The organism is Methanobrevibacter sp. (assembly GCF_017940815.1).
Classification (GTDB): Archaea; Methanobacteriota; Methanobacteria; order Methanobacteriales; family Methanobacteriaceae; genus Methanocatella.
Genome location: NZ_JAGAXX010000003.1, coordinates 75,643 through 96,654, shown reverse-complemented (window position 1 = coordinate 96,654; position 21,012 = coordinate 75,643). Strand labels below are relative to the sequence as shown.

Here is a 21,012-nt window from a genome sequence, read left to right as displayed (position 1 = left end):
CATGAAAGTTTATTTTAAGGATGGAAACGTCGCAACTAAAAATTTAACTCCAGGAATATCAGTTTATGGAGAAGAATTAATTAAAAAAGATGAAGAGTATAGGATATGGAATCCTAGACGCTCAAAATTAGCTGCAGCCCTTTTAAATGGATTAGAAAATCTGGACATCCAGGACTCCTCAAAAGTATTATACTTGGGCGCTTCAACCGGAACAACCGTATCACACATTTCAGATATTGTAATAAATGGAAGGGTTTATGCGGTTGAATTTTCACCCACTACCGCCAAAAAATTGGTTCAACTTTCACGTCAAAGGCATAATATTGCTCCGATTTTAGGAGATGCAACAAAACCGAAAGGATATCTCAATATTGTTGAAAAGGCAGACCTAGTGTACTGTGATGTAGCTCAACCAACTCAGACAGAATTGTTTATGAAAAATATGAATCTGTTCTCAGCTGAAGAAGGGGTTGGTCTTTTAATGATTAAGGCAAGAAGTATAGACGTGGTTCAAAAGCCTAAAAAGGTATTCAAAGAACAAGAAAAGAAATTGAAAGAGAAAGGTTTTAAAATTATTGAAAAAGTGAAATTGGAACCTTACGAAAAAGACCATATTGCATTGTTAGTAGAAAAAAATTTTTAATTAAAATCAATGAATTTACATAGGATTTTTCGTTAAAAAATACTTCTGAGAAACATAAAAAAATACTACAAAAAACCTGAAAAAGTATTACTTAGATACCTTTTTATACTATAAAATAAAATATTATATATGCTAATGCAAATAAAATAAAAGTTCATTGAAACGTCCTTTAGGTTGATTCACTCTATTAATCACTCCATTTAACTCATTCCTAAAGGCATGAACTTATTTTATTGAATAACTTATTTTTAGACAACTTTTTTTCAGAGATTGATTTCATGTTTTTTAATCTAAAAAGTATTACTGAATAATGCTTATATTCAACTACAGATTTACATTTTATTTTAAAAAATAAAATGATAAAAACACAAACAAGAAAACTAATTTTCACCAAGATACCAAATGATAATTTAAAAACAATATTGATTTAAAAATATATTCCCAAAATAAAAGCCAAACAAGGCAATTTAATTTTACCTAAAAAAATATTCAAGAAGAATATTAGACAAGAAATACCCTCAATTATATGAAAGATATGAATAAAAAAAATAATGGTTAATAGAAATAACCTACTAATAATCAAGTGAAAATTTAATATAGTATAACCGTTGAATGAAAATTGCATGATTAAATAAGCATATGTAGATTAAGTTATAATTTTTGAGAAATTACATCTAAAATCTTTTTTGCAATTTCATTTTTTGATGCCAATGGGACTGTTAAAACATCATCATCATCAACTATTAAGACCTCATTGTTATCAGATCCAAAATGACAGCAATCTCTGGAGATGTCATTGGCAACGACAAGATCTGTTCCAGCATCCTTAATTTGTTTTCTGGCACATTCGATAATTTCATCTCTTGAAATATTGAACTCCGCTTTGAAACCTACTAAAAAAATATCAGGATTGATCTTTTTAATCTGACGTATGATTTTAGTTGTTGGCTTTAAATCCAAAAATAAAGAATTAGCTGAATCAATTTTCTTGTCGGATTTCTGTTTAAATTCAAAGTCAGAAACGGCCGCAGTTGATATGAAAATATCATAAGAAGGAATCAACTCTAAAACAGCATCGTTCATTTGCTTGCTTGTCTCAACATGAACAACATCAAAAACTGAAGGAATGTCTACAGTAACATTGGCAACCACCAATTTTAAATCGGCTCCACGAATGTATGCTTCACGTGCAAGAGCCAAACCCATCTTTCCTGAAGACTTATTGGTGATTCCCCTTACTGAATCAATTGGTTCATAAGTTCCCCCAAGACTTATTAAAACTTTTTTTCCTTTAATAATATCAATCCTTTTTATTTAAATTAATGGTTCTCAAAGATTCAAGAACAATGTCATCTTTTGAAGGAAACTTAGCCTTGCCCTCATCCATTCTAGGTTTGATAAAAGTTGCAGAACCTTCATTCTTGATTTTATCAATATTCTCTTTTACTGCCCTATACATTGAATCATGCATTGATGGGACAAAAATAATTGGAGTGTCATGCCCTTGAGCAGTGATTAAAAGGGTTGAAATAGGATTATCCGCAATTTTATGAGCAAATTTAGAAATTGTATTTGCAGTTGCAGGGGCAACCAATATCAAATCTTCCTGAGAATATTTGACATGTTCGATTTTGCCTGTCAGTTTAGTTACAACTTCATTGCCTGTAGCGAATTCCATCGCATTAGGATGGATTATTTCACATGCAGACTCGCTCATGAAACATTTAACTTCCATTCCTTGCCTTTTCAGTTCACGAGCCAATTTGATAGATTCAGTAGCGGCAATACTGCCTGTAACACACAATATTATCATTAAAACACCCAATTATGTTATTTGAATATCAGTCAAAATATAATTAAACACATATAAATTAGCATCGAATTGGTCTAACGGTGCGCTATATAATAAAGCGTAAGCTTGACCTCCTTTTTCGAACCAAACTGCCTTATGCTCTTTTTGAGCACCATCTTCATTAGATGTGTAAACGTATTCTAATGCATTCTTACCCGCAACAACAGACTCCCCAGAAGAAACTAAAGTGAATGAAGAGTCATATTGCATTTGCTTATATGTATCATTAACAAATTTGGTGAATTCCCCAGTGAGAGGTTTCTTCTCAAAATTAATATTAACTTGACCTACACCGGATGAATCAATAGAATCTTTTTTAGATATAGCCATTATAGAATAATTTGAAGTAGCTTCAGAAGATCCCCAATCAGAAGGATATGAAATAGACAAACCTCCCTTTGATAATGTCTGAATATTGGTATCTCCTTCAGGACTGGTCTGTGCGCTAACTCCTGAAGCTATAACTATTAAGCATAACATAATGACAAATGCTATTACACTTCCTTTTAATATTTTATTTTCCATTCAATCACCTTAAAATATTAATTCACCATCACTAGTCGCCAGAACTCGAATCAGAGCTGGATGAACCTCCAGAGTCAGAGCTTGATGAACCTCCGGAATCGGAACTGGATGAACTACCTGAATCCGAACTGGACGAACTAGAACTTGAAGAACTACTTGAATCCGAACTGGACGAACTAGAGTCCCTATCGGTCGTAGTTTCTACATCATTTGAGTTATCCTTATCATCTGTATTCTTAACAACTGTGTAATTTGAAGTATCAACTTTGGTAACATTTGTAGTATTGGTAATTACCGCATGAATTTCAGGGAATGCTGTATCTTCAACAATTGCGACAGTATTTGTGTCTGTACCAGTTTCAAAATCAAAATTGAAAACCCCATATGCAACACCTGCAGTAAATGCAATAACCAATATCAAGATGGTTATTAATCTAAATGTGCCGCTGTTCATTGATGACTTTTTCTTCTGATTATACCTTGCATCATCCTTTTTAGGGTTAATAATATACTTTTGAACTAAATCTTGCTCTTGTTTCTTTCTATCTTTGGCAGGTTTTCTACGTCTTTTCTTAGAATTTTTCGGAGCAGTTGATTTGCCTTGCATTGATCTAATTCTTCTTGTGGCCTCAACCGCATCAATAGAATTCAATTTATCTTCATATTTTGAACGAAAATAACTATATTTTTCATGAGAAATTTTTCCAGACTTATAATCTGATTCCAAACTGCTCATGATATGTAAAAGTTTATCTCTATCGTCTGACATGCCTACCCTCCCTGAAATTATTATAATGTAAATTATATTAATACAATAATTTAAAGTTTCCTAAAATTCAGGGTAAGAACCTAAAACTTTTAAAAAATAAGTTTTTTCACCTATTTCATCCAAAATGTTTTGAACAACTTCATCGTTTTTATGGCCATTAAAGTCTACAAAGAATAAATATTTACCTAAACCTTTCTTAGATGGTCTTGATTCAATTTTAGTTAAGTTAATATTGTTTTTTTGAAAAATCCCTAAAATATCATACAATCCACCAGGCTTATCTTCATATATAGAAAAGATTATTGAAGTCTTATCATTGCCTGTAGGTTCATGGTCATTTTTTGAAACAACAACAAATCTGGTTTCATTATTATCCACATCTTGGATATTTGGTTTCAAAATTTCCAAACCGTATAATTCTGCAGCGACCTTATTTCCAATAGCTGCTTTATTTCCATAACCAATAATATCCTTACTGGCTCTTGCCGTACTAACTGAGTAATGAGGCTGAATTTTATTTTCACGGATGAACTCCTGGCACTGGGCTATAGCCTGTGCATGAGAATAAACGTCCTCAATATCCTCCATTTTGGTCCCTGGATTAACTATCAGGTTTTGATTGATTGGAATGATAATTTCCTTATAAATCTTTAAATCAAATTTATGAGCCAAAGAATCCAAAGTTATTCCAACTGGACCTTCAATAGAATTTTCAATTGGAATAATACCAAAAGAAGTTTCTCCATTATTGACACTTTCCATTACTGCCGGAATTGTGCAATATGGAACTAATTCATCGCCAACCATGTTGGCAGCTTCATGTGTAAATGTTCCCTTAGGACCTAGAAATGAAATTAAAGTAATACTTAGACCCCCTTTAAAAAAAGAAAAAAATAGATAATTTAAGATTCTAATTTTTCAATTAGTCTTAAAATATCAGTTTGAGTTACGATACCAACGAGTTTTCCTTCTTCAACAACAGGCAAACCGTTGAATCCTGTTTCCATCATGACATTGGCCACTTCTGATATTGTGGCGTCCTTAGATGTGACAGTAGGATTGTGAGACATGATATCATCAACCAAAACATCTTTGATTTGAGATTTTTGGTATTTTTCTGGAACGTTTTTTCTAAAGTCGATGAATGCTCTCATTAAGTCTTTAGAAGTTACCATTCCCTCAAGCTTATCATCATCCACAACTGGCACTCTGCCCACATGAGATTCAATCATTTGTCTTCTTGCATGAACAAGTCTATCAGTTGGTGACACTACTGTTAATTCTTTAGTCATTATTTCTTTAACAGTAATTTTATCAAAAGCAATTCCCACTGCAAGAGTAACAAAATCTGCTTTGGAAACTATTCCAACCATCTTGTCATCCTCGTTCATGACTGGAACAGATCCAATACCATTTTCTAACATTAATTTTGCCACTTCATCTAATTGCATTGTTTCAGGAACTGTGAATACATCTTTAACCATTACAGATGAAATATGAAGTCTAGATGCAGGCATACTTTCATATTTTGCGGAACCAAGCTTATTAGCTATGTCCCTTTCAGAAATAATACCAACTAACTCTTTATTATTTACTACTGGTAAACGAGAAACGTTATGTTTACGTAATAATTTTAAAGCATCAGAAAGATTTTGATCTTTGTCTACGGTAATTACGTCCTCAGACATCAAATTCTTAATTTGCATATTATCATCTCCTATATAGTATTTAATATCTTTTAACTGCGTTTAAAACGTCTCTTTCAGTGATGATTCCAATTACTTCATCATTTTTAACAACTGGCACTCCACCAATATTCTTTTCAGCGAAGAGTTCACATAACTCACCAATTGTCATTGTTGGTTCAACTGTGATTGGCTCTTTAACCATGATATCGGATATGACGGTTTTTAACACATCAGTTGCCAAATTGGAATTTAAGTTGTCGAACAATTCTTTTGCATTTAGGAATCTTATTACATCAGTGGAAGTGAGTATACCTAACAATTTTTTAGCTGCTTTGGAAATGTCAGCTTCACCACCAACAATAGGAATTCTTCTTAAACCATTTCTTACCATGATTTTACATGCATCACCTAATGGAGTTCCTGGAGTTGTATTAAACACTTTAGGACTCATATAATCTTGTACAGTTTCTTTACCTGCAACGCCTGCGAGAGATAAAGCAATATCCCTTTCAGTTACGATACCTGCAAGTTTTTCATCAGCATCAACAATAGGTATAGCACCTAATTGATTAGCTAGCATGGTTTCAATTGTCTCACCAATTGAAGATTTATTAGATTCTGTAATCAAATCACGAGTCATGATTTCTTTAACTGGCTCATTGATAGCAGCTAAGAAGTTGTCTTCGTATTTTTTCTCAATAATGTTGAATTTTTTTCCTCCACCAAAGAAATCTAATATATCCATTACTGTTACAATACCTAATAATTTACCAGAACCAGGATCAGTGATTGGCAATCTTCTAAATTCATGCTCCATCATTACTTTTGCAGTATCCTTGATACTTTTGGAAGGAGGAATTGAAATTACATCTCTGGTTGCAATAGCCATGATGTCTCCTTCTTTATCATGAACTTTAGTTTCACGTTCAACTGCACCTGTGTTTGATTTTCTATTAACGGATGTTTTATCTTTCATTTTCACACCTCATTTCACAATTGCCTTCTTATTTAAAAATAAACTCATAAAAACGATATTAAAAACAAAATAATTCACTCAATATCCAATATCTTATGGATTTGAGGAATGGTGGAAACTTCAAAATATTGCCCAACAACTTCGGAAAATTCAAATAATTTAAAATTAATGTCTTTCCATTCTCCTAACGGACTAGAAGGTTGGATAATTATTTTAAGGTTGCTTTTGTTTGAAATATTCTGTGATAATTTTTCAACTACCTCTTTAAATGACTTTATTTTTGTTGACGGCAATATAACTACTTTACAATATACATTTTTAGACTTTGATATTAATAAATTTAGTGATTTAATTTCATTTAAAAAAATACTTTCATCAAATTCGCCATCAAAATGTTCCGGAAGTTTAATATCCAAAGAAACCATGTCCAATCTCTCAATTGAATCAATATTCTCCGGTAAAGTACCATTAGTTTCAAGCATTATATTTAAATCGGTACTTTTAGAGACTTCGGATATGAATTCAGGATACAGACTTGGCTCTCCCCCAGTGAATGAAATTGTCTTGCAGTCAGGAGTCAAGATTTTATTAATCTCCTCCAAAACTTCCTGAGGAGTCATTAATATACCAGACTTGGTGGATTTGCTGTCATTGGTGTCGCAATAGTTGCAATTTAAATTGCACCCTGCAAACCTGACAAATATTTGTCTTTCGCCAATCCAGAGACCTTCTCCTTGAAATGATGAAAATATTTCAATTATTGGGGCCTTCATTCTAAAACTTTCCTATATTCAGCACCTTGGCCAATACCTTCATTTACGCAAACTGCAATATATTCCAAATTATCATAGGTTTCAGATAGCTTTTTAGCCAATGATTCAGCAAAAAACTTGGACAATTCCTCTGCAGATGTATATGGTAAAGGTAACAATACGCAGTCCACACTAGGAATGGTGTAGCCTTTTTCCCCAATCTTAAAGTAGATTGACTTTTCCTTTTTCAAGTTGAAAATTGAATCTTTTTTCTTGTCAAAATCCTTAAATTCAATTAAATCATTGTAAACGGGAATTAATAATCTGTGGTCAAGCTCATCACAAATAGCTTTAGTGTATTTTTTAACGTCCTTAAAATCAACTACAAATTCAAATTTTCCAGCCCTTTCACCTTCAATTTCAATATCCACAAAATAGGAGTGGCCGTGAATGTATCCGCAGGACTCATGACCCGGAATTACATGGGCTGAGGAAAATCTTAAATTGGATTGAATACCATTTACTAAAATTTTCATCATAACACCTTTGTTTTACTTATATCATTTTCAATAGTTTCCAACTCATCAATAAATCTGTTTACAGTGGTATTGATTAAGTCCAATAAATTATCATCATTAAATATTTGCTTATCTTCGACTTTAATGTCATACAATCCGATAGTTTCAACATCATCAGGAGTTCCCTTATCCTCCAAATTAAGCGCAAAGTGAATTTTTGCAGAGCTTAGGGAAACGCTTGCAATGGAAATGGACAATTTTCTGTCATCCACAAAAATGTCATCCCCTTCCCTTTTGGTTGAAACTCCATATTCAGTTAATATTTCTCTAAAAATCATAACCAAAAGCCTTTGTCTTAAATATGCGACTCTCATGTTTGTAGGTTGCTGGTCAAAGAATTCACAAATGAAGTTGACCATGTAATTTGACTTGATTTCAAGGCCCACATCTGCAAAGTCCTTTAGATTATCTGGAGTGATATTGACCGGGCCAATCCAAGTTACGATTGAAGATCCGTAAATTCCAAATTCCTGGAAAGCCCATGACGGATTGATTTGACTTCCATCATATTCAAATATTTTATCAACATGTTTATGAGTAATAGACATACAATAATTTAAGATTAAATATTTATATAAATATTAAGATTGAAAGTAATATAAAGGAGATAATAACATGGAACAAGTAAGAACAAGAGACTTTATTTACACCAGTGACGATTTATATTTCGCATCAACCAATTATATTCACCCTGAAAACAGAGTAATTTCCTTTTTAAGATACGTCCCTGACCCTGAAGGAGACCGTGAAAAAGACGGTAAAAAATATAGAAAAGTGGGGTCTGAAGAGGCATACAGCTACTTAAGGGAAAATCATCCTGATTATTTATATTTCTCTGATGTTACCAATGTTGAAATGATGGGAGTGCCATTGGACAAAGTTGAAAGAGTAATCAAACCTGAAAACAGATTATTAGGACTTAAGAAAACATTTGACGAAGGAGGAGAAGTTAAAAATCCCGAATTGATTGCAAAATTGATGGATGTTGCGGACTTTTTCCATTTCATGGCAGACATCCCCTATGACCATTTGGGAATTTCAGGATCAATCTTGCCAGGGCTTCAAAAAAGCGATGTTTCCGACTTGGACTTTGTAGTTTACGGCCTTGACAATCACAGAAGAGCAATAGCTGCTTTTAAGGAACACCGTGGAAAGGAAGTCTACATCGAGGAAGTCGACAAGCATATTACCGTTGAGGGAATCACTGACGATTATTGGGACTTCGTATACGATAAGAGAATGTATGACGAAAGTTTGACCAAAGAAGAATTCAGATGGTATGAAAACCGTAAAGCAAACCGTGGAACAATCAACGGAACATTGTTTGACATCTTGGCCACAAAGGATTATGATGAGATTGAGGGAACCTGGGGAGATACCGTTTATGAACCTCAAGGAATCGCACAAATCGAATGTGACATCGTGAGCGCCCTCGGAGCATTCGACAACCCTTCATTATACACCATTGAAAATGTGGAAATCATCGATGGAGTGGACGTTCCACTAACAGAGGTTGTTTCATTTACTCACACTTATGCCGGAGAAGTCGTTGACGGAGAGCATGTAGTTGCTAAGGGCAAAGTGGAAAAGGTCATTGTCAATGGGGAGTTCAGCAATTACCGTATTGTTGTTGGAACCACACGGGAAGCAATTGACGAATATTTAAAACTCAAGGAAAGCCCTGCTTAGATAAAATTTCATGAGAGTCTCACCTCTCATACCTATTTTTTAAACAAACACCCCTACTAATCCATTAAACATTCTATTTTTATTATTTAATTAAAAATAATTATAATCAAATAAATAATATTCAATTAAAAAATTAACGGGTTAACAATTCATTCAACCTTTTTGAAGAAAATATAACTCTCGTTAAGCAAAATCAATACAAATAATATATAAACTTCAATGACAAATATATTATCTATTAATTTAATGTGATAAAAATGACAGAGACAAAAAAACAGGAATGGAATAGTAATCTTGCATTCATGATGGCAATGATTGGTTCCGCTGTTGGACTTGGAAACATCTGGAGATTCCCAAACGTATTGTATTCCAACGGTGGAGGATCATTCATGATTCCATACATCGTTTCATTATTCCTACTTGGAATTTCATTTGTTCTTGTGGAATATGCTGTTGGATTCAAATTCAAGAAATCCATTGCAAGAATATTGTATTCCGTTCAAGAAAAATTAGAGCCAGTAGCATGGTTCATTCTATTAATCGTATTTTTAATAACAACCTATTATGTTTGTGTAGTCGGTTGGGACTTTATCTATATCGTATTGAGTTTTACAAAAGCATGGGGAGCTAACCCTGACTTATATTTCTCAAATAACGTTTTACATGCAACAGACTCAATGTATGGATTGTTAACCATCGTTCCAAACGTGCTCGTTTCAGTATTCATAATATGGTTCATTGCATGGATGATTATCAAAAGAGATTTAAATGATGGAATCGGTAAAGTAAGTCAAATATTATTACCATTACTTTGTTTGATTGTGGTTGGAATTGTAGCATTCTCATTAACATTACCTGGTGCTTCTATCGGATACACACAAATATTTACACCTGATTGGAGTGCATTGACTAACCTTGACGTATGGTTAGCAGCATTTGGACAAATCGTATTCTCCCTAAGTTTAGGTATGGCAATTGCAATGACCTATGCAAGCTACTTGCCTGAAGGTTCAAAACTGGTGGACAATGCAATCATCGTTGCATTTTCAAATTCCGGATTTGAAGTGTTCAACTCAATCGGAATATTCTCCATTTTAGGATTCATGACATTAAGTTCAGGAATTCCATTCAATGAACTTGTAACCGAAGGAACAGGTCTTGCATTTGTTGTTTTCCCACAAGTGTTCAACACAATGGGTGGTGCAGCATACATAATCGGCCCGCTATTCTTCATATGTATCCTATTTGCAGGAATTACATCTGTAATAGCACTTCTTGAAGGAGTATGTTACTCAATTTCCGAAAAATTCCTTATCGAACGTAAAAAGACCGCAACTGTTGTATGTATTATTGGATTCTTAATATCATGTATCTTTGCAACCGGTGCAGGAAGTACAATCCTAGGAATATTCGATGCATACTTGAATAATTTCGCATTGCTCTTTGCAATCCTTCTTGAATGTATCATCTTCGGTTGGATTTACAAGTTTGATGACTTGATTGAAACATTAAATGCAAATTCAAACATCAAAGTTGGAAAAACCTGGAAAATCGTAATCAAATTCATCTTGCCTATATGTATTTTAGGCCTTTGGATTCAAGGAGTTTATTCAACACTCAGCAGTGCAGATAACCTGAGCATAATAGTTATGGGAATCTTGACAGTACTATTAATAGTAGTTCCATTTATCTTTACAAAATTGACTGCAGTTAACAAAGATTACTATAACGTATAAAATTGTATCAAATAGCTAAATTATTAGCTATTATCTTTTTTTATTTTATTTAACTAAATTGTAATGATTTATAACTTCTAATTTTAAATATTATTAGTTCAATATTAATAATAAGAATTTTAAGAGGTTATAAAATGATAAATATTTCTTCTATCAAATTACATATGTACTGTCCAATGAAGTTATACATACAAACCCATGTGGATACAAGCGAAAATGAAGATTACCAATTGGCAATCGAGATTAAAAAGCTTAAAATTGATATTCAGGACCTTATTCAAAAAAACATGCGCAAGGTCAAAAAGGACATGACACTAAGCGAAATTGAAAACATCCTGTCACAGAACATTGACCCATACATCGAAAGCACAACAAAATCCATAAAATCAATGAACCTGGGACTTGAAAATTCACAGATAAATGAAATAATTGATGACGCTTACTTTAAAATAAAAATAACAGCATTGAAAACCAAACAAGCAATGACCATTCTCAATAAAAATGCATTTGCCATAACAGACATGTTTTTTCCAAATTCAATGTATTCATACATGTTAAAAGATAAAAGTCTTGATTTAATCGGAGTATGTGACAAAATAGAAATCATCGACGGGAATTATTATCCAATCACCATTAAAAGTTCAAACCCCCCACTCAAGGGAGTTTGGGACCAGGACGCGATAGAACAAGTAGCCTATGCAATACTTCTTGAAGAAGAATTTAACACAGAAGTGTATGTAGGCTTTGTCGATTATGAAAAAATAGGGGATAGGCGCCCAGTTGTAATGGACGTTAACCTTAGAAAAGGATTATTCGAAATTATTCGTGAAGTTAAGGAAATAATCGATAATAAAAAAATTCCAAATGTTAGAAAAACTCCAAAAAAATGTGAAAAATGCGAATATAAAGAAATTTGCGATAAAAATTAGATGAAAAGGGAGTTAACTAATAACTCCCTTCCCATATGTCCATAAACATGAATTAAAATTTAATGTTGTCTCCCAAACGGGAAATATTGAACACCGCAGTATCAGCGATTGACATTACCGCCAAAACACCAGCTTGAATAGGATCAGTGATAATCAAATCTGCATATTTTGTTACGCTTCCAGGCATGTTAAGGCAAATTACAATCAGATTACTTTCCTGCTTGACTTTCTTAACAGCTTCTGTAATTTCACCACCCATAAGTGAACCTGCAAGCACCAATGCACTTACACGAGGAAGCCTTGAGATAGCTTCAATAGCTTCAGCAAGATTCTTTTCACCAACCAATGGTATTGTATCGATACTGATACGTTCACCACGTATGTTGTGCCTATCCGCTTCAGTGATTGCACCCATTGCAACTTGAGACACTTGTGCTCCGCCACCAACGATAATTATACGTTTTCCATAGATATCCAACTGAGAACCATGCAATTCAACAGAGAGCACCTCCTCGATATTATCCAAATCGGAAAGCAACTCGTCAATATCTTCAACATGCTCAAGCTCCAAATTAATAGAACCCATATTGTTCTTTTCAACGAATAGGTGAACATAACTGATATTTGCACCATGGGATGTAATGACATCAGTTATATCATCCAATACTCCTTTTTTCTCAGTAGATTTTATTGTTAATGTATAATCATTCATTTTATGGCCTTACTTTGTCAAGTTCTGCATGTGCTCTTTTCCACATGCTTAAAAAGTTATCTTCTTTGCTGACTGGAATTACATCAAGGCCCAAGTCCCTATGTTCCTGAATCCATTCCTCATGAAAAACTGGTATTTCAATTTTAATTGGTTCAGAGGTTTTATTTACAACAATAAGATTCCTGTAAGGAAAATCCCATTCAACTATATATCCTCCAAGACTTACCATATGATACGGTCTCATAACAAATTTCATAAATAATCCTCCTTATAATAATCCAAGTACGATAGATAAAATTCCAAGTAGTGTAGCTCCTAAAATTGTAGGTAACAACTGTCTGTTTGTAAATACTGGGCTAAATGCTGAGAAGATTCCCATCATGAATACGAAAATCAATGCCACAGCAACGTTTACCAAGATTCCCCATGACAAGATTGTTGGAGGCACTCCAATGAACAACACTGAAAATACCGCACCAAGAGTGAACATGAAAAATCCTCTGGTTAACACAACGACAGCCCTATACTTAGCCGCATATTCCATATATGGCCCTTCAATAACATCACTTTTCGCTTTAATGATTGAAAACGGATATTCGTTTAATATTATCATGTAACCAATGAAAAATACAATTGCTGCAATTCCACCAGCCACTGTGAATAAGAATGGTCCGTTTACTTGTTGAAATGCCACAATATCCTTTAGAAATACGCTTCTAGCTGCAGTTACCGGAGCGAATAATGCTAAATACAATGGGAATGAACCATAAGTAATCATTCTGAGGGATCTTTTAGCACTGATGTCCTCAATGAATGAACGGGTTGCATTATTGTGAACTGCACCTTTAATCTGATCAGGGAATGGCATGTTAACTGACATTACTGACTTAGACAATGCTCCCATCAACACATAACAGATTTCCTCAACTTTTAAGAATCCTACAATTGCCACTAAGCTTGCAAGTGCAGGAATCATGTAAGCTTCAGGAGTCAATGCCAAAAAGATGCATAAAACAACGATGAAACAGATTATCGGCAAGGATTTGTATAATCCTGGAACCGGAGATGAAACTTCAACATTCTCCTTGAACATGAATTTTATTGGAGCCATAATTCCAGGAGCGACCACTTTAGGTCCTATCCTTTGTTGAATTCTAGCGTGAATGTATTTTCTTTCAATTCCCGGAAGGAATGTTGATATTATGAAACAGACAAGCACTGTGGCAATTACTGCAATGACTGAATTGATAATAGTATTTTCCAACATGACTCTATCTCCTTATTATTTCAATTGCTCTGTCTGTACATGTGAAACATGGGTCACATTGTACAATACATAATTGAGCGTCAGTTATCTGATCACCAATACATGCATATTGCATTGCACCAATATTCGCCATAGAAGGTGTTCTTATGATACTGTGCCTGACTCTTCCGCTTTCCAATGCATATGAATGATACAGAGTTCCCCTTGGAACTTCAATGTAACTTTCACTAATGTCTGTGTCAAACATTTCCCAGTCACGGTTTACTACCTTACCTTCAGGAATATTTGCAATAGCTTGCCTAATTATCTTGATTGATTCGAAGGATTCCAATGCCCTCATGACAAGATTTGACTTAACGTCCCCATCAGGCTGGGTGATAACATTGAAGTCAAAGTCATCATATTCAAACATTGTTGTTCTTAAATCTCTTGCAACACCGGTTGCCCTAAGAGTTGGACCTGTCACCGCAAGTTCAATTGCTTGATTTTGAGGCAATACCCCAATTCCAGTGACCCTTGATAACAATATAGAATCAGCCATGAACCTATCGACAAAACCTGTGAGTCCTTCTTCAAGCGCATCCATATCATTTTTGAGTCTCAATAGTTTGGCTTCATCCAAGTCACATCTTGGCCTTACTCCGCCCAAAACAGAACATCCGTATTGTACACGGTTCCCTCCAATCATTGCGAGAAGTTCCATGACTATTTCTCTCATGTAGAATACCCTCATTGAAAATGTTTCATGAGACAAAACTTCACAACCGTGTGCTAAATACAAGAAATGTGAATGTAAACGTTCGAGTTCACCCATGATTACACGAATGAACTTAGCTCTTTCTGGAATTTCAATACCTAAACCTAACTCTGCAGTTCTGCATGAATTCCATATGTGTGCATTTGAACAGATTCCACAAATTTTTTCAGTTAAAGCATTGGCCTTTTCAACAGGAAGACCTTCCATGATCCTCTCTACTCCCCTATGATTAACACCAATAGTTATCTCAGCTTCCTGAACGATTTCATCCTCAACAAAAAGCCTTACCCTATATGGTTCCAATGCAGCAGGGTGAACTGTACCTAATGGAATTTCAGTTTCAATTATTTCGCTTCTTGGTACTTTTTCATCCATCAAACTCCTCCTTAATCTGCATCCAATAATGTAGGTAAAAGTGATACAACTCCAGCTAAAACATCTTGAGGTCTTACAGCACAACCAGGAACTTTTGCATCAACTGGTATAATATTTTCGACTGGACCCTCAATTTCCTCTGAAGGAATGTCACCATAACAATTCTTATAAACACCACCCATTAGCGCACAACTTCCTGCAGCCACAACTAATTTGGGATTAGGAATAGCTTCATAAATCGCTTCTAATGGTTTCCTATTTAAATGTGTAACCGGACCTGTTACAACCAATACATCAGCTTCACGAGGATTCCAGGTTAAGAACACATTATATTGTTCAGCATCAAAACGTGGGGATAAAATTGAGTTTACAATTTCAATATCGCATCCATTGCATCCGCCAGTATAAACCAGCATGACATGTATCGCTCTTGCTCTTGAAAATGATTTAAGTCCCATCTAATCACCATCCTCACTGTTTTTCAGCACTGTTTTATCAGATAAATATTGTGCAATAAACTTAAGTTTATCATCAGAAATTTTAAATGGCTGTTCCAAAGTGCTTGCAATGTCAACTTCTTGGTCCCCGACATTACTTGGGTGTATTGTTCCTTTCTCACCGTAAAATGAGAATACTGGACAGAAGTCATGACAATAGTAGCACACAACACATTTTTCAAGATTAATTTCAGGCACTTCACTTTTAGTCCAATCATCAGTTAACTTAATAGGACTTGCTAATTTTTTCATCTCCACTGCACCTGTTGGACAGACATTTGCACAACCTGCACATCCGATACAGGCTTTCTCATCAACCCTGTCATCGACCTCCACAGATAGTGTTGCAATCTGATTTCTCATGTCCATGTCTGTAACTCTATCAGCTGCAAAAAAGATTCTTTTAAAGTTAGTAAATGCTCCTTCCAAAGCTATTCTTAGTAAACTCATTTAAATACCCTCTATTGAATCTTTAAAATTTCTTTCGAATAAAAATGCTTTTGCAGGACATGCATTCTTACATGCACCGCAGTAAGTACATTTCTCTTCATTAACTACATAATTACCATCAATTTCCTCAATTGCATCATATGAACAGATTCCGTGGCACAATCCACAATGCATACATAACTTTTGCTCAATGAAATTAAATCCATCTTCAATTTCATTCTTATACATTGTTGATTTTGGAATCGCATCAACAGGACAGTGAACTGCACAGTTTTCACATAAGACACATTTGCTCATGTCTACAGATATTGAGCCCCTATGAAGGGTAATCGCACCCTCTTGACACATCTCAACACAGATTCCGCATGAAATACAATCGTCAGACACTTCACCGTTCCAACATTGAGTAATGTATTGACGAGCATTGACCTCATCACACACCTGTACACATTTTCCGCAACTTACACAGAAACCGGACAATGTGGACAGTTCTTTGTCATCATACTCATCATAGATAAACATTTCAGGGTCTTCAGTCAATGTCTGAACAGGACAGTAACTCATTGCCAATTCATGAGTCCTATTTTCAGTATCTGCAGTCGGATCATATCTTAATTTACCTTCATCTTTCTTAAGTGAACCGTTTTCACATAAATCAGCACATAGTCCACAGTTCAAACATGATATGATACTTCCTGTAGGTTTTTGACGCAAGTTATTAATAACTATATTAAAGTCATCCACAGATATAGCGTTATTAGGACATGCCTTCATACAGTTCAAACAAAGTGTACAAGTAGACTTGTTAACAATTTGAAGCTTGTTCATAGATCCATTAGGACAAACGTCCATACACAATCTGCATTCCCTACAGATTCCATCAGCCCTATCCACTTTAACATGGATTGCACCGGTTGGACAGTATTCTTCACATCTACCACAGAAGATACATTTTTCCAAATCGGTTGCGAAGCAATTTCTTGAAACCTCAGTGACCTTATTCTTCTCATTCTTATGACGAACATTGTCCAATGGAGGATTTAAAATATTTAAAGATTGAATTAATGTAATCTGCTTATCTCTTTCAAGTTCAAATCCATCAACACGACATTCAGGATATTGCTCTGCACAAACTCCACAACGTGAACAGATACCATATACGATTCCGTCCTCAATTGTGATGTTGTTTGTCGGACAGTTGTACATGCACATTCCACAGCCGTTACATTTGGCCCTGTCTACAACATATCCCCCATAACTGTTTTGGAATATAGCTCCGTTAGGACAGTTTTGATAACAAATTCCACAAGTGAGACAGCTGAATGGTATACCATTTACTAGTCTAATAGATTTTGTAGGGCATGTTTTAATACAATCCTCTTTTCCTTCACATGTATTAGTTGATAAAAACATTTTAAAAACCCCTTATTTACTCCTTGCAAATATTAGTTTACCTACAAAAATTCCAATTAAAGCAGATAAGAATGCAGTTGAAATCGGTAAATCTGTGTAGAACGGATAGTTACCGGATTGCCATGCCACAATAATTCCTGCAATAAATATGAATACAAATGATCCAAGAGTGAACTTTGCATCGCTGACATTAAGCTTAATTTGTGATCCTATAATTAAACCTAATATTAATCCAAATATTATTGGCCCTAAACTTATCATCATTCACTCTCCTCCACAATTTTCTTAAATCCTGCAAATGCAATTACAATTGCAGATAATCCTACAAATACTTTTAAACCAACAAATATGTTGAGATATGGAATGATTCCTGCATTTGTAACATCAGGATAATGGAATGCAGTTTGAATTGCTTGAGGAACAACATTGAGTAAATCAGTACCGAAGTTGTATAAGTAGAACCCCCCTACAAATAAACCGATTAAACCAAAGAGGATAAATCCTAATGCACCAATGGATTCCAATACTTCAATATAAGCGTGAGATAATTCCAATGGAGAATTACCCAATCCATAAACAAGTATGGACAATATAATTCCACTTGCTATCATTGCACCACCTTGGAAACCTCCACCCGGAGTGATGTGACCTCCAAGAATGGTCATTATACCTAAACAAATCAATATGATTGAAATTGGTAAGGATATTAATTTTAAAATCATACTGCCTTGACTCATCTTTTATCCCCCAATAATCCTCTTCCAAAGACTAATAAAACCACTAAACCAGCAGTTAATAAAATAATTGATTCACCTAAAGTATCGTATGCTCTGAAATCAAAAATAACAACAGTTACCAGGTTTGGAGCAATTTGTGTTCCTAAGGCATTATAAATATTACTTACACCCGGATTAATCATGCTGCTTAAATGGAAAACAGCATCAAATAATGTAACAGAGAATATTGCTGCCATTACTGCTGCAAGTATATTACGAATAGTAGATTTAGACAAGATTACCACCCCAGTACATGAATACGACAATTATTGCAAGTGTTACGATTGCATAGAACAGCATTTTCTCAAGAGAGTCATCCTGTTCCTTTTTAAATTTAGGAATGAGTGGAATATTTGAAATCAATACAACCGCCAATATCAATGTTACCAATGCAGCCAATAAAACATTGACATGCCTTAACAATATAGCGGAAAGAACCAATGATACAATTATGAATATTTCTGCTGTAATACTTCCGGAAACGTCCGCATTGGTTACAGGACCCGGTGAAAACAATTTTTTAAATTGTTTTACAACATCAAATATTTGATCATAGAGTTTCATAATATCCCTCCTACAAAGTTAGAAATTCCAGTTGTCACCACATCTGGGAAAATACCTAACAGGATGATTATAATCAACAATACTCCCATTGTGAAAATCATTGATCTAGGAACCTCTTTGTTTTCAAGTTCTAAGTCCTTTGGTTTCGGTTTTAAAAACATTGTGTAGAATGTTTTTACAAACACTACAAATGTAGCTATACTTACCATAATTGCTAAAATTGATAATTCCGGATATCCGCAATTTAAGGAAGCTTGAACAAGCATTAATTTTGATTGGAAACCGTTAAGTGGAGGCACACCTGCCATTGCCATACCACCAATAAGAAGCATGATACTTACTTTTGGATGGTATGCAAGAAGTCCACCAAGTTTTCTTGTGTCCACTTCGTTTGTCGCTTCCACGATTGCACCAAATCCTATGAATAATAATGCAGTAATCAAGATTTCATTCAATGCTTGGAAAAGTCCTGCTGTTAATGAAAATGTTGTTCCAAGCCCAATACCTAAACCGATGAAACCTAATTCTCCTACCGCTAAAAATCCAATCATTCTTCTGAAGTCTGTTTGAGTAAGTGCGAGTGAAACACCTAATATCATAGCTAAGATAGAGAAGAACACTATGAGCACTTCAAAGATTGGAAGTGTGGAGAATATTCTAAACATGATTAACACAATTGAAATCATTGAGATTACTGTAAATGATTGAAGTAAAGCTGCTCCATGAGGTTCTGCTTTTGAATAAACTCCAGATTTGATAGTATGGAACGGTGGTAAACCAGAAGCATATAACCAACCGAAGAATATTAATGCGAGAGACATTAAGAATACTGGAGATGTTATATCAACCAAACCATTGTGAACAGCAGTTGCAATGTCTGTAACGTTTACACTACCTGTCAATGCCAAGAGGAATCCAATTCCTAAAAGCATTATAGGAGAACCTATTGACCCTAAAATCATATATTTCAAAGCCATTTCATAACTGTAATCAATGGATGATGCTGCCACAATACCCACTTGTGCAAGAGCCAATATCTCAAAGAACACAAACATGTGGAAGATATCATCTGTTAAAATCATTGCAGTTACAGCGGCTGTACCTAAGAACAATAGGAACAGGTAAGGTCCTGAAACTTTCTTATATTTTGTCAAGTAGACAAAGACTACTAAAAATGTTAAAAGACCAACAATCGCAATGAATATTTGTTGCAGGAATGTGAATGAATATGTAATCGCAGGATGATACATCACATTTGTTACATTATCCAGAATAGGAGCGTATCCTCCAAAGTAGTGAAGACCATAGTTTGAAGCCAATGGTATAATCGGAAGACATATCGCTACAACAAATGCAAATATTTTTGTCGCCTTATTGAACTTTGAGAATGCACTGATAAGCAATGCAGCCATCAAAGGAACAATAACCATGATTGGAATTAATTCATTCATTGTACTCCTCCTGTTTTGATGTGTCTGCCAACATCACTTTTGTAGACAAAGTGCCGTATCTTCTGTATAAAACCATCACTAAAGCCAACATTACCGCCAAGGTACTTGCACCGATTACAATACTGGTCAATACCAATCCAAAAGGCAATGGATATGCAGCATTTGATGCAAACCAAGTGGTATCCATTCCAGGCATTAAAATAGGTACGACACCACCTGCCTTATAACCAATAGCAACAATGAACAAGTTTACACCCTCTTCGATGAAACTTATACCGATGATCTTTTTAATGATATTATCAATAAAAATTGCAGAGTAGACTCCAATTACAATTAACGCAACTGATGCCATTAATATCGCAAGTTGTGTTTGAGCCATTAGTCATCACTCCTTTGAGTCTTTTTAACAGCTAAAGCAATAAATACAGGTACAATAGCTGCACCAACAATAGCTTGAGTCAACGCAACATCAGGTGCCAATAAGATTTGGAAAAGAACTGCAAGAGCCCCTCCTGAAAAACCTGTCAATATTGCTGCCTTTAACAAGTCCTTTTGAATAAGAGCAAGAATTGCACTTAAAACCATGATTATGCATAATACAAATTCCAACATC

General features: G+C 34.7%; 28 protein-coding genes. 4 read left to right on the top strand and 24 right to left on the bottom strand.

From position 1 onward, the window contains the following. The first annotated feature begins 1 nt into the window (after position 1). Positions 2-643, top strand: coding sequence for a fibrillarin-like rRNA/tRNA 2'-O-methyltransferase (locus ILA26_RS00600; protein WP_292892905.1), 642 nt, complete (start codon positions 2-4; stop codon positions 641-643). A 651-nt stretch (positions 644-1,294) separates the two neighbouring features. Here ILA26_RS00600 and ILA26_RS00595 read toward each other — a convergent pair. The 10 genes from ILA26_RS00595 to ILA26_RS00550 all read right to left on the bottom strand — a co-directional run bounded on the left by ILA26_RS00595 (position 1,295) and on the right by ILA26_RS00550 (position 8,331). Then, entirely contained in the window at positions 1,295-1,918 is a 624-nt protein-coding gene (locus ILA26_RS00595) for a phosphopantothenoylcysteine decarboxylase (RefSeq protein WP_366514865.1), read from the bottom strand. A 25-nt stretch (positions 1,919-1,943) separates the two neighbouring features. Further along, positions 1,944-2,456 (bottom strand): flavoprotein, encoded by a 513-nt coding sequence (locus tag ILA26_RS00590; protein WP_292892903.1) that lies wholly within the window; start codon positions 2,454-2,456, stop codon positions 1,944-1,946. A 12-nt stretch (positions 2,457-2,468) separates the two neighbouring features. Beyond that, complete coding sequence (locus tag ILA26_RS00585) at positions 2,469-3,020, bottom strand: PsbP-related protein (protein WP_292892901.1); 552 nt, start codon at positions 3,018-3,020, stop codon at positions 2,469-2,471. A 31-nt stretch (positions 3,021-3,051) separates the two neighbouring features. After that, the gene (locus ILA26_RS00580) at positions 3,052-3,789 is read right to left on the bottom strand and encodes an endoglucanase (protein WP_292892899.1); all 738 of its coding nucleotides are present in this window, start codon (positions 3,787-3,789) and stop codon (positions 3,052-3,054) included. 60 nt (positions 3,790-3,849) lie between these two features. Then, a complete protein-coding gene (pheA, locus tag ILA26_RS00575) occupies positions 3,850-4,653 on the bottom strand; it encodes a prephenate dehydratase (RefSeq protein ID WP_292892919.1) in 804 nt (267 codons plus the stop codon). A gap of 38 nt (positions 4,654-4,691) precedes the next feature. Next, complete coding sequence (locus ILA26_RS00570; protein WP_292892897.1) at positions 4,692-5,495, bottom strand: CBS domain-containing protein; 804 nt, start codon at positions 5,493-5,495, stop codon at positions 4,692-4,694. Positions 5,496-5,517: 22 nt separating this feature from the next. After that, complete coding sequence (locus ILA26_RS00565) at positions 5,518-6,453, bottom strand: CBS domain-containing protein (protein ID WP_292892895.1); 936 nt, start codon at positions 6,451-6,453, stop codon at positions 5,518-5,520. Between the two features lie 74 nt (positions 6,454-6,527). Then, on the bottom strand, positions 6,528-7,226 hold the full coding sequence (locus tag ILA26_RS00560; RefSeq protein WP_292892893.1) for a 7-carboxy-7-deazaguanine synthase QueE: 699 nt from the start codon (positions 7,224-7,226) through the stop codon (positions 6,528-6,530). After that, positions 7,223-7,741: a 6-pyruvoyl tetrahydropterin synthase family protein gene (locus ILA26_RS00555; RefSeq protein WP_292892891.1), complete on the bottom strand. Its 519-nt coding sequence runs from the start codon at positions 7,739-7,741 to the stop codon at positions 7,223-7,225. Before ILA26_RS00555 ends, ILA26_RS00560 begins: the two co-directional genes overlap by 4 nt. Next, a complete protein-coding gene (locus ILA26_RS00550) occupies positions 7,741-8,331 on the bottom strand; it encodes a DUF366 family protein (RefSeq protein WP_292892889.1) in 591 nt (196 codons plus the stop codon). Before ILA26_RS00550 ends, ILA26_RS00555 begins: the two co-directional genes overlap by 1 nt. Positions 8,332-8,398: 67 nt before the next feature. Between ILA26_RS00550 and ILA26_RS00545 the strand changes: the two genes are divergently transcribed. From ILA26_RS00545 to cas4, 3 genes are all read left to right on the top strand, one after another. Beyond that, on the top strand, positions 8,399-9,472 hold the full coding sequence (locus ILA26_RS00545) for a DNA polymerase subunit beta (RefSeq protein ID WP_292892887.1): 1,074 nt from the start codon (positions 8,399-8,401) through the stop codon (positions 9,470-9,472). Positions 9,473-9,729: 257 nt separating this feature from the next. Then, positions 9,730-11,208 (top strand): sodium-dependent transporter, encoded by a 1,479-nt coding sequence (locus ILA26_RS00540; RefSeq protein ID WP_292892885.1) that lies wholly within the window; start codon positions 9,730-9,732, stop codon positions 11,206-11,208. A gap of 176 nt (positions 11,209-11,384) precedes the next feature. Then, complete coding sequence (gene cas4, locus ILA26_RS00535; RefSeq protein WP_292892883.1) at positions 11,385-12,137, top strand: CRISPR-associated protein Cas4; 753 nt, start codon at positions 11,385-11,387, stop codon at positions 12,135-12,137. 52 nt (positions 12,138-12,189) lie between these two features. On the opposite strand, the gene ILA26_RS00530 is transcribed toward cas4, so the two are convergent. The 14 genes from ILA26_RS00530 to ILA26_RS00465 are packed head-to-tail and all read right to left on the bottom strand — an operon-like array spanning position 12,190 to position 21,011. Next, positions 12,190-12,849, bottom strand: a complete 660-nt coding sequence (locus ILA26_RS00530) for a DUF5612 domain-containing protein (protein WP_292892881.1) — start codon at positions 12,847-12,849, stop codon at positions 12,190-12,192. Position 12,850: 1 nt separating this feature from the next. Further along, entirely contained in the window at positions 12,851-13,105 is a 255-nt protein-coding gene (locus ILA26_RS00525) for an energy-converting hydrogenase B subunit P (RefSeq protein WP_292892879.1), read from the bottom strand. Between the two features lie 12 nt (positions 13,106-13,117). Next, positions 13,118-14,116 (bottom strand): NADH-quinone oxidoreductase subunit H, encoded by a 999-nt coding sequence (locus tag ILA26_RS00520; RefSeq protein ID WP_292892878.1) that lies wholly within the window; start codon positions 14,114-14,116, stop codon positions 13,118-13,120. A gap of 4 nt (positions 14,117-14,120) precedes the next feature. Then, positions 14,121-15,248, bottom strand: coding sequence for a nickel-dependent hydrogenase large subunit (locus ILA26_RS00515; protein ID WP_292892876.1), 1,128 nt, complete (start codon positions 15,246-15,248; stop codon positions 14,121-14,123). A gap of 11 nt (positions 15,249-15,259) precedes the next feature. Further along, a complete protein-coding gene (locus tag ILA26_RS00510) occupies positions 15,260-15,706 on the bottom strand; it encodes an NADH-quinone oxidoreductase subunit B family protein (protein ID WP_292892875.1) in 447 nt (148 codons plus the stop codon). Then, the gene (locus tag ILA26_RS00505) at positions 15,707-16,195 is read right to left on the bottom strand and encodes a 4Fe-4S binding protein (RefSeq protein ID WP_292892873.1); all 489 of its coding nucleotides are present in this window, start codon (positions 16,193-16,195) and stop codon (positions 15,707-15,709) included. Further along, on the bottom strand, positions 16,196-17,608 hold the full coding sequence (locus ILA26_RS00500) for a 4Fe-4S binding protein (protein WP_292892872.1): 1,413 nt from the start codon (positions 17,606-17,608) through the stop codon (positions 16,196-16,198). Positions 17,609-17,620: 12 nt separating this feature from the next. After that, positions 17,621-17,872, bottom strand: coding sequence for an energy-converting hydrogenase B subunit J (locus tag ILA26_RS00495; protein WP_292892871.1), 252 nt, complete (start codon positions 17,870-17,872; stop codon positions 17,621-17,623). Beyond that, positions 17,869-18,345, bottom strand: coding sequence for an MnhB domain-containing protein (locus tag ILA26_RS00490; RefSeq protein ID WP_292892870.1), 477 nt, complete (start codon positions 18,343-18,345; stop codon positions 17,869-17,871). Before ILA26_RS00490 ends, ILA26_RS00495 begins: the two co-directional genes overlap by 4 nt. Continuing rightward, positions 18,342-18,581 carry a hydrogen gas-evolving membrane-bound hydrogenase subunit E gene (gene mbhE, locus ILA26_RS00485; RefSeq protein WP_292892918.1) on the bottom strand — a complete coding sequence of 80 codons (240 nt, stop codon included), beginning with the start codon at positions 18,579-18,581 and terminating at the stop codon, positions 18,342-18,344. Before mbhE ends, ILA26_RS00490 begins: the two co-directional genes overlap by 4 nt. A gap of 31 nt (positions 18,582-18,612) precedes the next feature. Further along, entirely contained in the window at positions 18,613-18,948 is a 336-nt protein-coding gene (locus ILA26_RS00480) for a hydrogenase (protein WP_292892868.1), read from the bottom strand. Then, positions 18,945-20,399 (bottom strand): energy conserving hydrogenase EhbF, encoded by a 1,455-nt coding sequence (ehbF, locus tag ILA26_RS00475; RefSeq protein ID WP_292892867.1) that lies wholly within the window; start codon positions 20,397-20,399, stop codon positions 18,945-18,947. The genes ILA26_RS00480 and ehbF overlap by 4 nt, the downstream gene beginning before the upstream one ends. Further along, positions 20,392-20,778, bottom strand: coding sequence for a cation:proton antiporter subunit C (locus ILA26_RS00470; RefSeq protein ID WP_292892866.1), 387 nt, complete (start codon positions 20,776-20,778; stop codon positions 20,392-20,394). The genes ehbF and ILA26_RS00470 overlap by 8 nt, the downstream gene beginning before the upstream one ends. Further along, positions 20,778-21,011, bottom strand: coding sequence for a DUF4040 domain-containing protein (locus tag ILA26_RS00465; protein ID WP_292892865.1), 234 nt, complete (start codon positions 21,009-21,011; stop codon positions 20,778-20,780). The genes ILA26_RS00470 and ILA26_RS00465 overlap by 1 nt, the downstream gene beginning before the upstream one ends. Between the last annotated feature and the right edge of the window lies 1 nt (position 21,012).

What these genes read in the sequence shown, in the direction of transcription:
- ILA26_RS00600 (WP_292892905.1), top strand. Translation starts at nt 2, where the DNA reads ATGAAAGTTTATTTTAAGGATGGAAACGTCGCAACTAAAAATTTAACT.
- ILA26_RS00545 (WP_292892887.1), top strand. Translation starts at nt 8,399, where the DNA reads ATGGAACAAGTAAGAACAAGAGACTTTATTTACACCAGTGACGATTTA.
- ILA26_RS00490 (WP_292892870.1), bottom strand. Translation starts at nt 18,345, where the DNA reads ATGAGTCAAGGCAGTATGATTTTAAAATTAATATCCTTACCAATTTCA.
- mbhE (WP_292892918.1), bottom strand. Translation starts at nt 18,581, where the DNA reads ATGGCAGCAATATTCTCTGTTACATTATTTGATGCTGTTTTCCATTTA.
- ILA26_RS00525 (WP_292892879.1), bottom strand. Translation starts at nt 13,105, where the DNA reads ATGAAATTTGTTATGAGACCGTATCATATGGTAAGTCTTGGAGGATAT.
- ILA26_RS00550 (WP_292892889.1), bottom strand. Translation starts at nt 8,331, where the DNA reads ATGTCTATTACTCATAAACATGTTGATAAAATATTTGAATATGATGGA.
- ILA26_RS00515 (WP_292892876.1), bottom strand. Translation starts at nt 15,248, where the DNA reads ATGGATGAAAAAGTACCAAGAAGCGAAATAATTGAAACTGAAATTCCA.
- ILA26_RS00530 (WP_292892881.1), bottom strand. Translation starts at nt 12,849, where the DNA reads ATGAATGATTATACATTAACAATAAAATCTACTGAGAAAAAAGGAGTA.
- ILA26_RS00505 (WP_292892873.1), bottom strand. Translation starts at nt 16,195, where the DNA reads ATGAGTTTACTAAGAATAGCTTTGGAAGGAGCATTTACTAACTTTAAA.
- ILA26_RS00590 (WP_292892903.1), bottom strand. Translation starts at nt 2,456, where the DNA reads ATGATAATATTGTGTGTTACAGGCAGTATTGCCGCTACTGAATCTATC.
- ehbF (WP_292892867.1), bottom strand. Translation starts at nt 20,399, where the DNA reads ATGAATGAATTAATTCCAATCATGGTTATTGTTCCTTTGATGGCTGCA.
- cas4 (WP_292892883.1), top strand. Translation starts at nt 11,385, where the DNA reads ATGAAGTTATACATACAAACCCATGTGGATACAAGCGAAAATGAAGAT.
- ILA26_RS00580 (WP_292892899.1), bottom strand. Translation starts at nt 3,789, where the DNA reads ATGTCAGACGATAGAGATAAACTTTTACATATCATGAGCAGTTTGGAA.
- ILA26_RS00570 (WP_292892897.1), bottom strand. Translation starts at nt 5,495, where the DNA reads ATGCAAATTAAGAATTTGATGTCTGAGGACGTAATTACCGTAGACAAA.
- ILA26_RS00470 (WP_292892866.1), bottom strand. Translation starts at nt 20,778, where the DNA reads ATGGCTCAAACACAACTTGCGATATTAATGGCATCAGTTGCGTTAATT.
- ILA26_RS00520 (WP_292892878.1), bottom strand. Translation starts at nt 14,116, where the DNA reads ATGTTGGAAAATACTATTATCAATTCAGTCATTGCAGTAATTGCCACA.
- ILA26_RS00480 (WP_292892868.1), bottom strand. Translation starts at nt 18,948, where the DNA reads ATGAAACTCTATGATCAAATATTTGATGTTGTAAAACAATTTAAAAAA.
- ILA26_RS00555 (WP_292892891.1), bottom strand. Translation starts at nt 7,741, where the DNA reads ATGAAAATTTTAGTAAATGGTATTCAATCCAATTTAAGATTTTCCTCA.
- ILA26_RS00495 (WP_292892871.1), bottom strand. Translation starts at nt 17,872, where the DNA reads ATGATGATAAGTTTAGGGCCAATAATATTTGGATTAATATTAGGTTTA.
- ILA26_RS00585 (WP_292892901.1), bottom strand. Translation starts at nt 3,020, where the DNA reads ATGGAAAATAAAATATTAAAAGGAAGTGTAATAGCATTTGTCATTATG.
- ILA26_RS00510 (WP_292892875.1), bottom strand. Translation starts at nt 15,706, where the DNA reads ATGGGACTTAAATCATTTTCAAGAGCAAGAGCGATACATGTCATGCTG.
- ILA26_RS00560 (WP_292892893.1), bottom strand. Translation starts at nt 7,226, where the DNA reads ATGAAGGCCCCAATAATTGAAATATTTTCATCATTTCAAGGAGAAGGT.
- ILA26_RS00565 (WP_292892895.1), bottom strand. Translation starts at nt 6,453, where the DNA reads ATGAAAGATAAAACATCCGTTAATAGAAAATCAAACACAGGTGCAGTT.
- ILA26_RS00500 (WP_292892872.1), bottom strand. Translation starts at nt 17,608, where the DNA reads ATGTTTTTATCAACTAATACATGTGAAGGAAAAGAGGATTGTATTAAA.
- ILA26_RS00465 (WP_292892865.1), bottom strand. Translation starts at nt 21,011, where the DNA reads ATGTTGGAATTTGTATTATGCATAATCATGGTTTTAAGTGCAATTCTT.
- ILA26_RS00540 (WP_292892885.1), top strand. Translation starts at nt 9,730, where the DNA reads ATGACAGAGACAAAAAAACAGGAATGGAATAGTAATCTTGCATTCATG.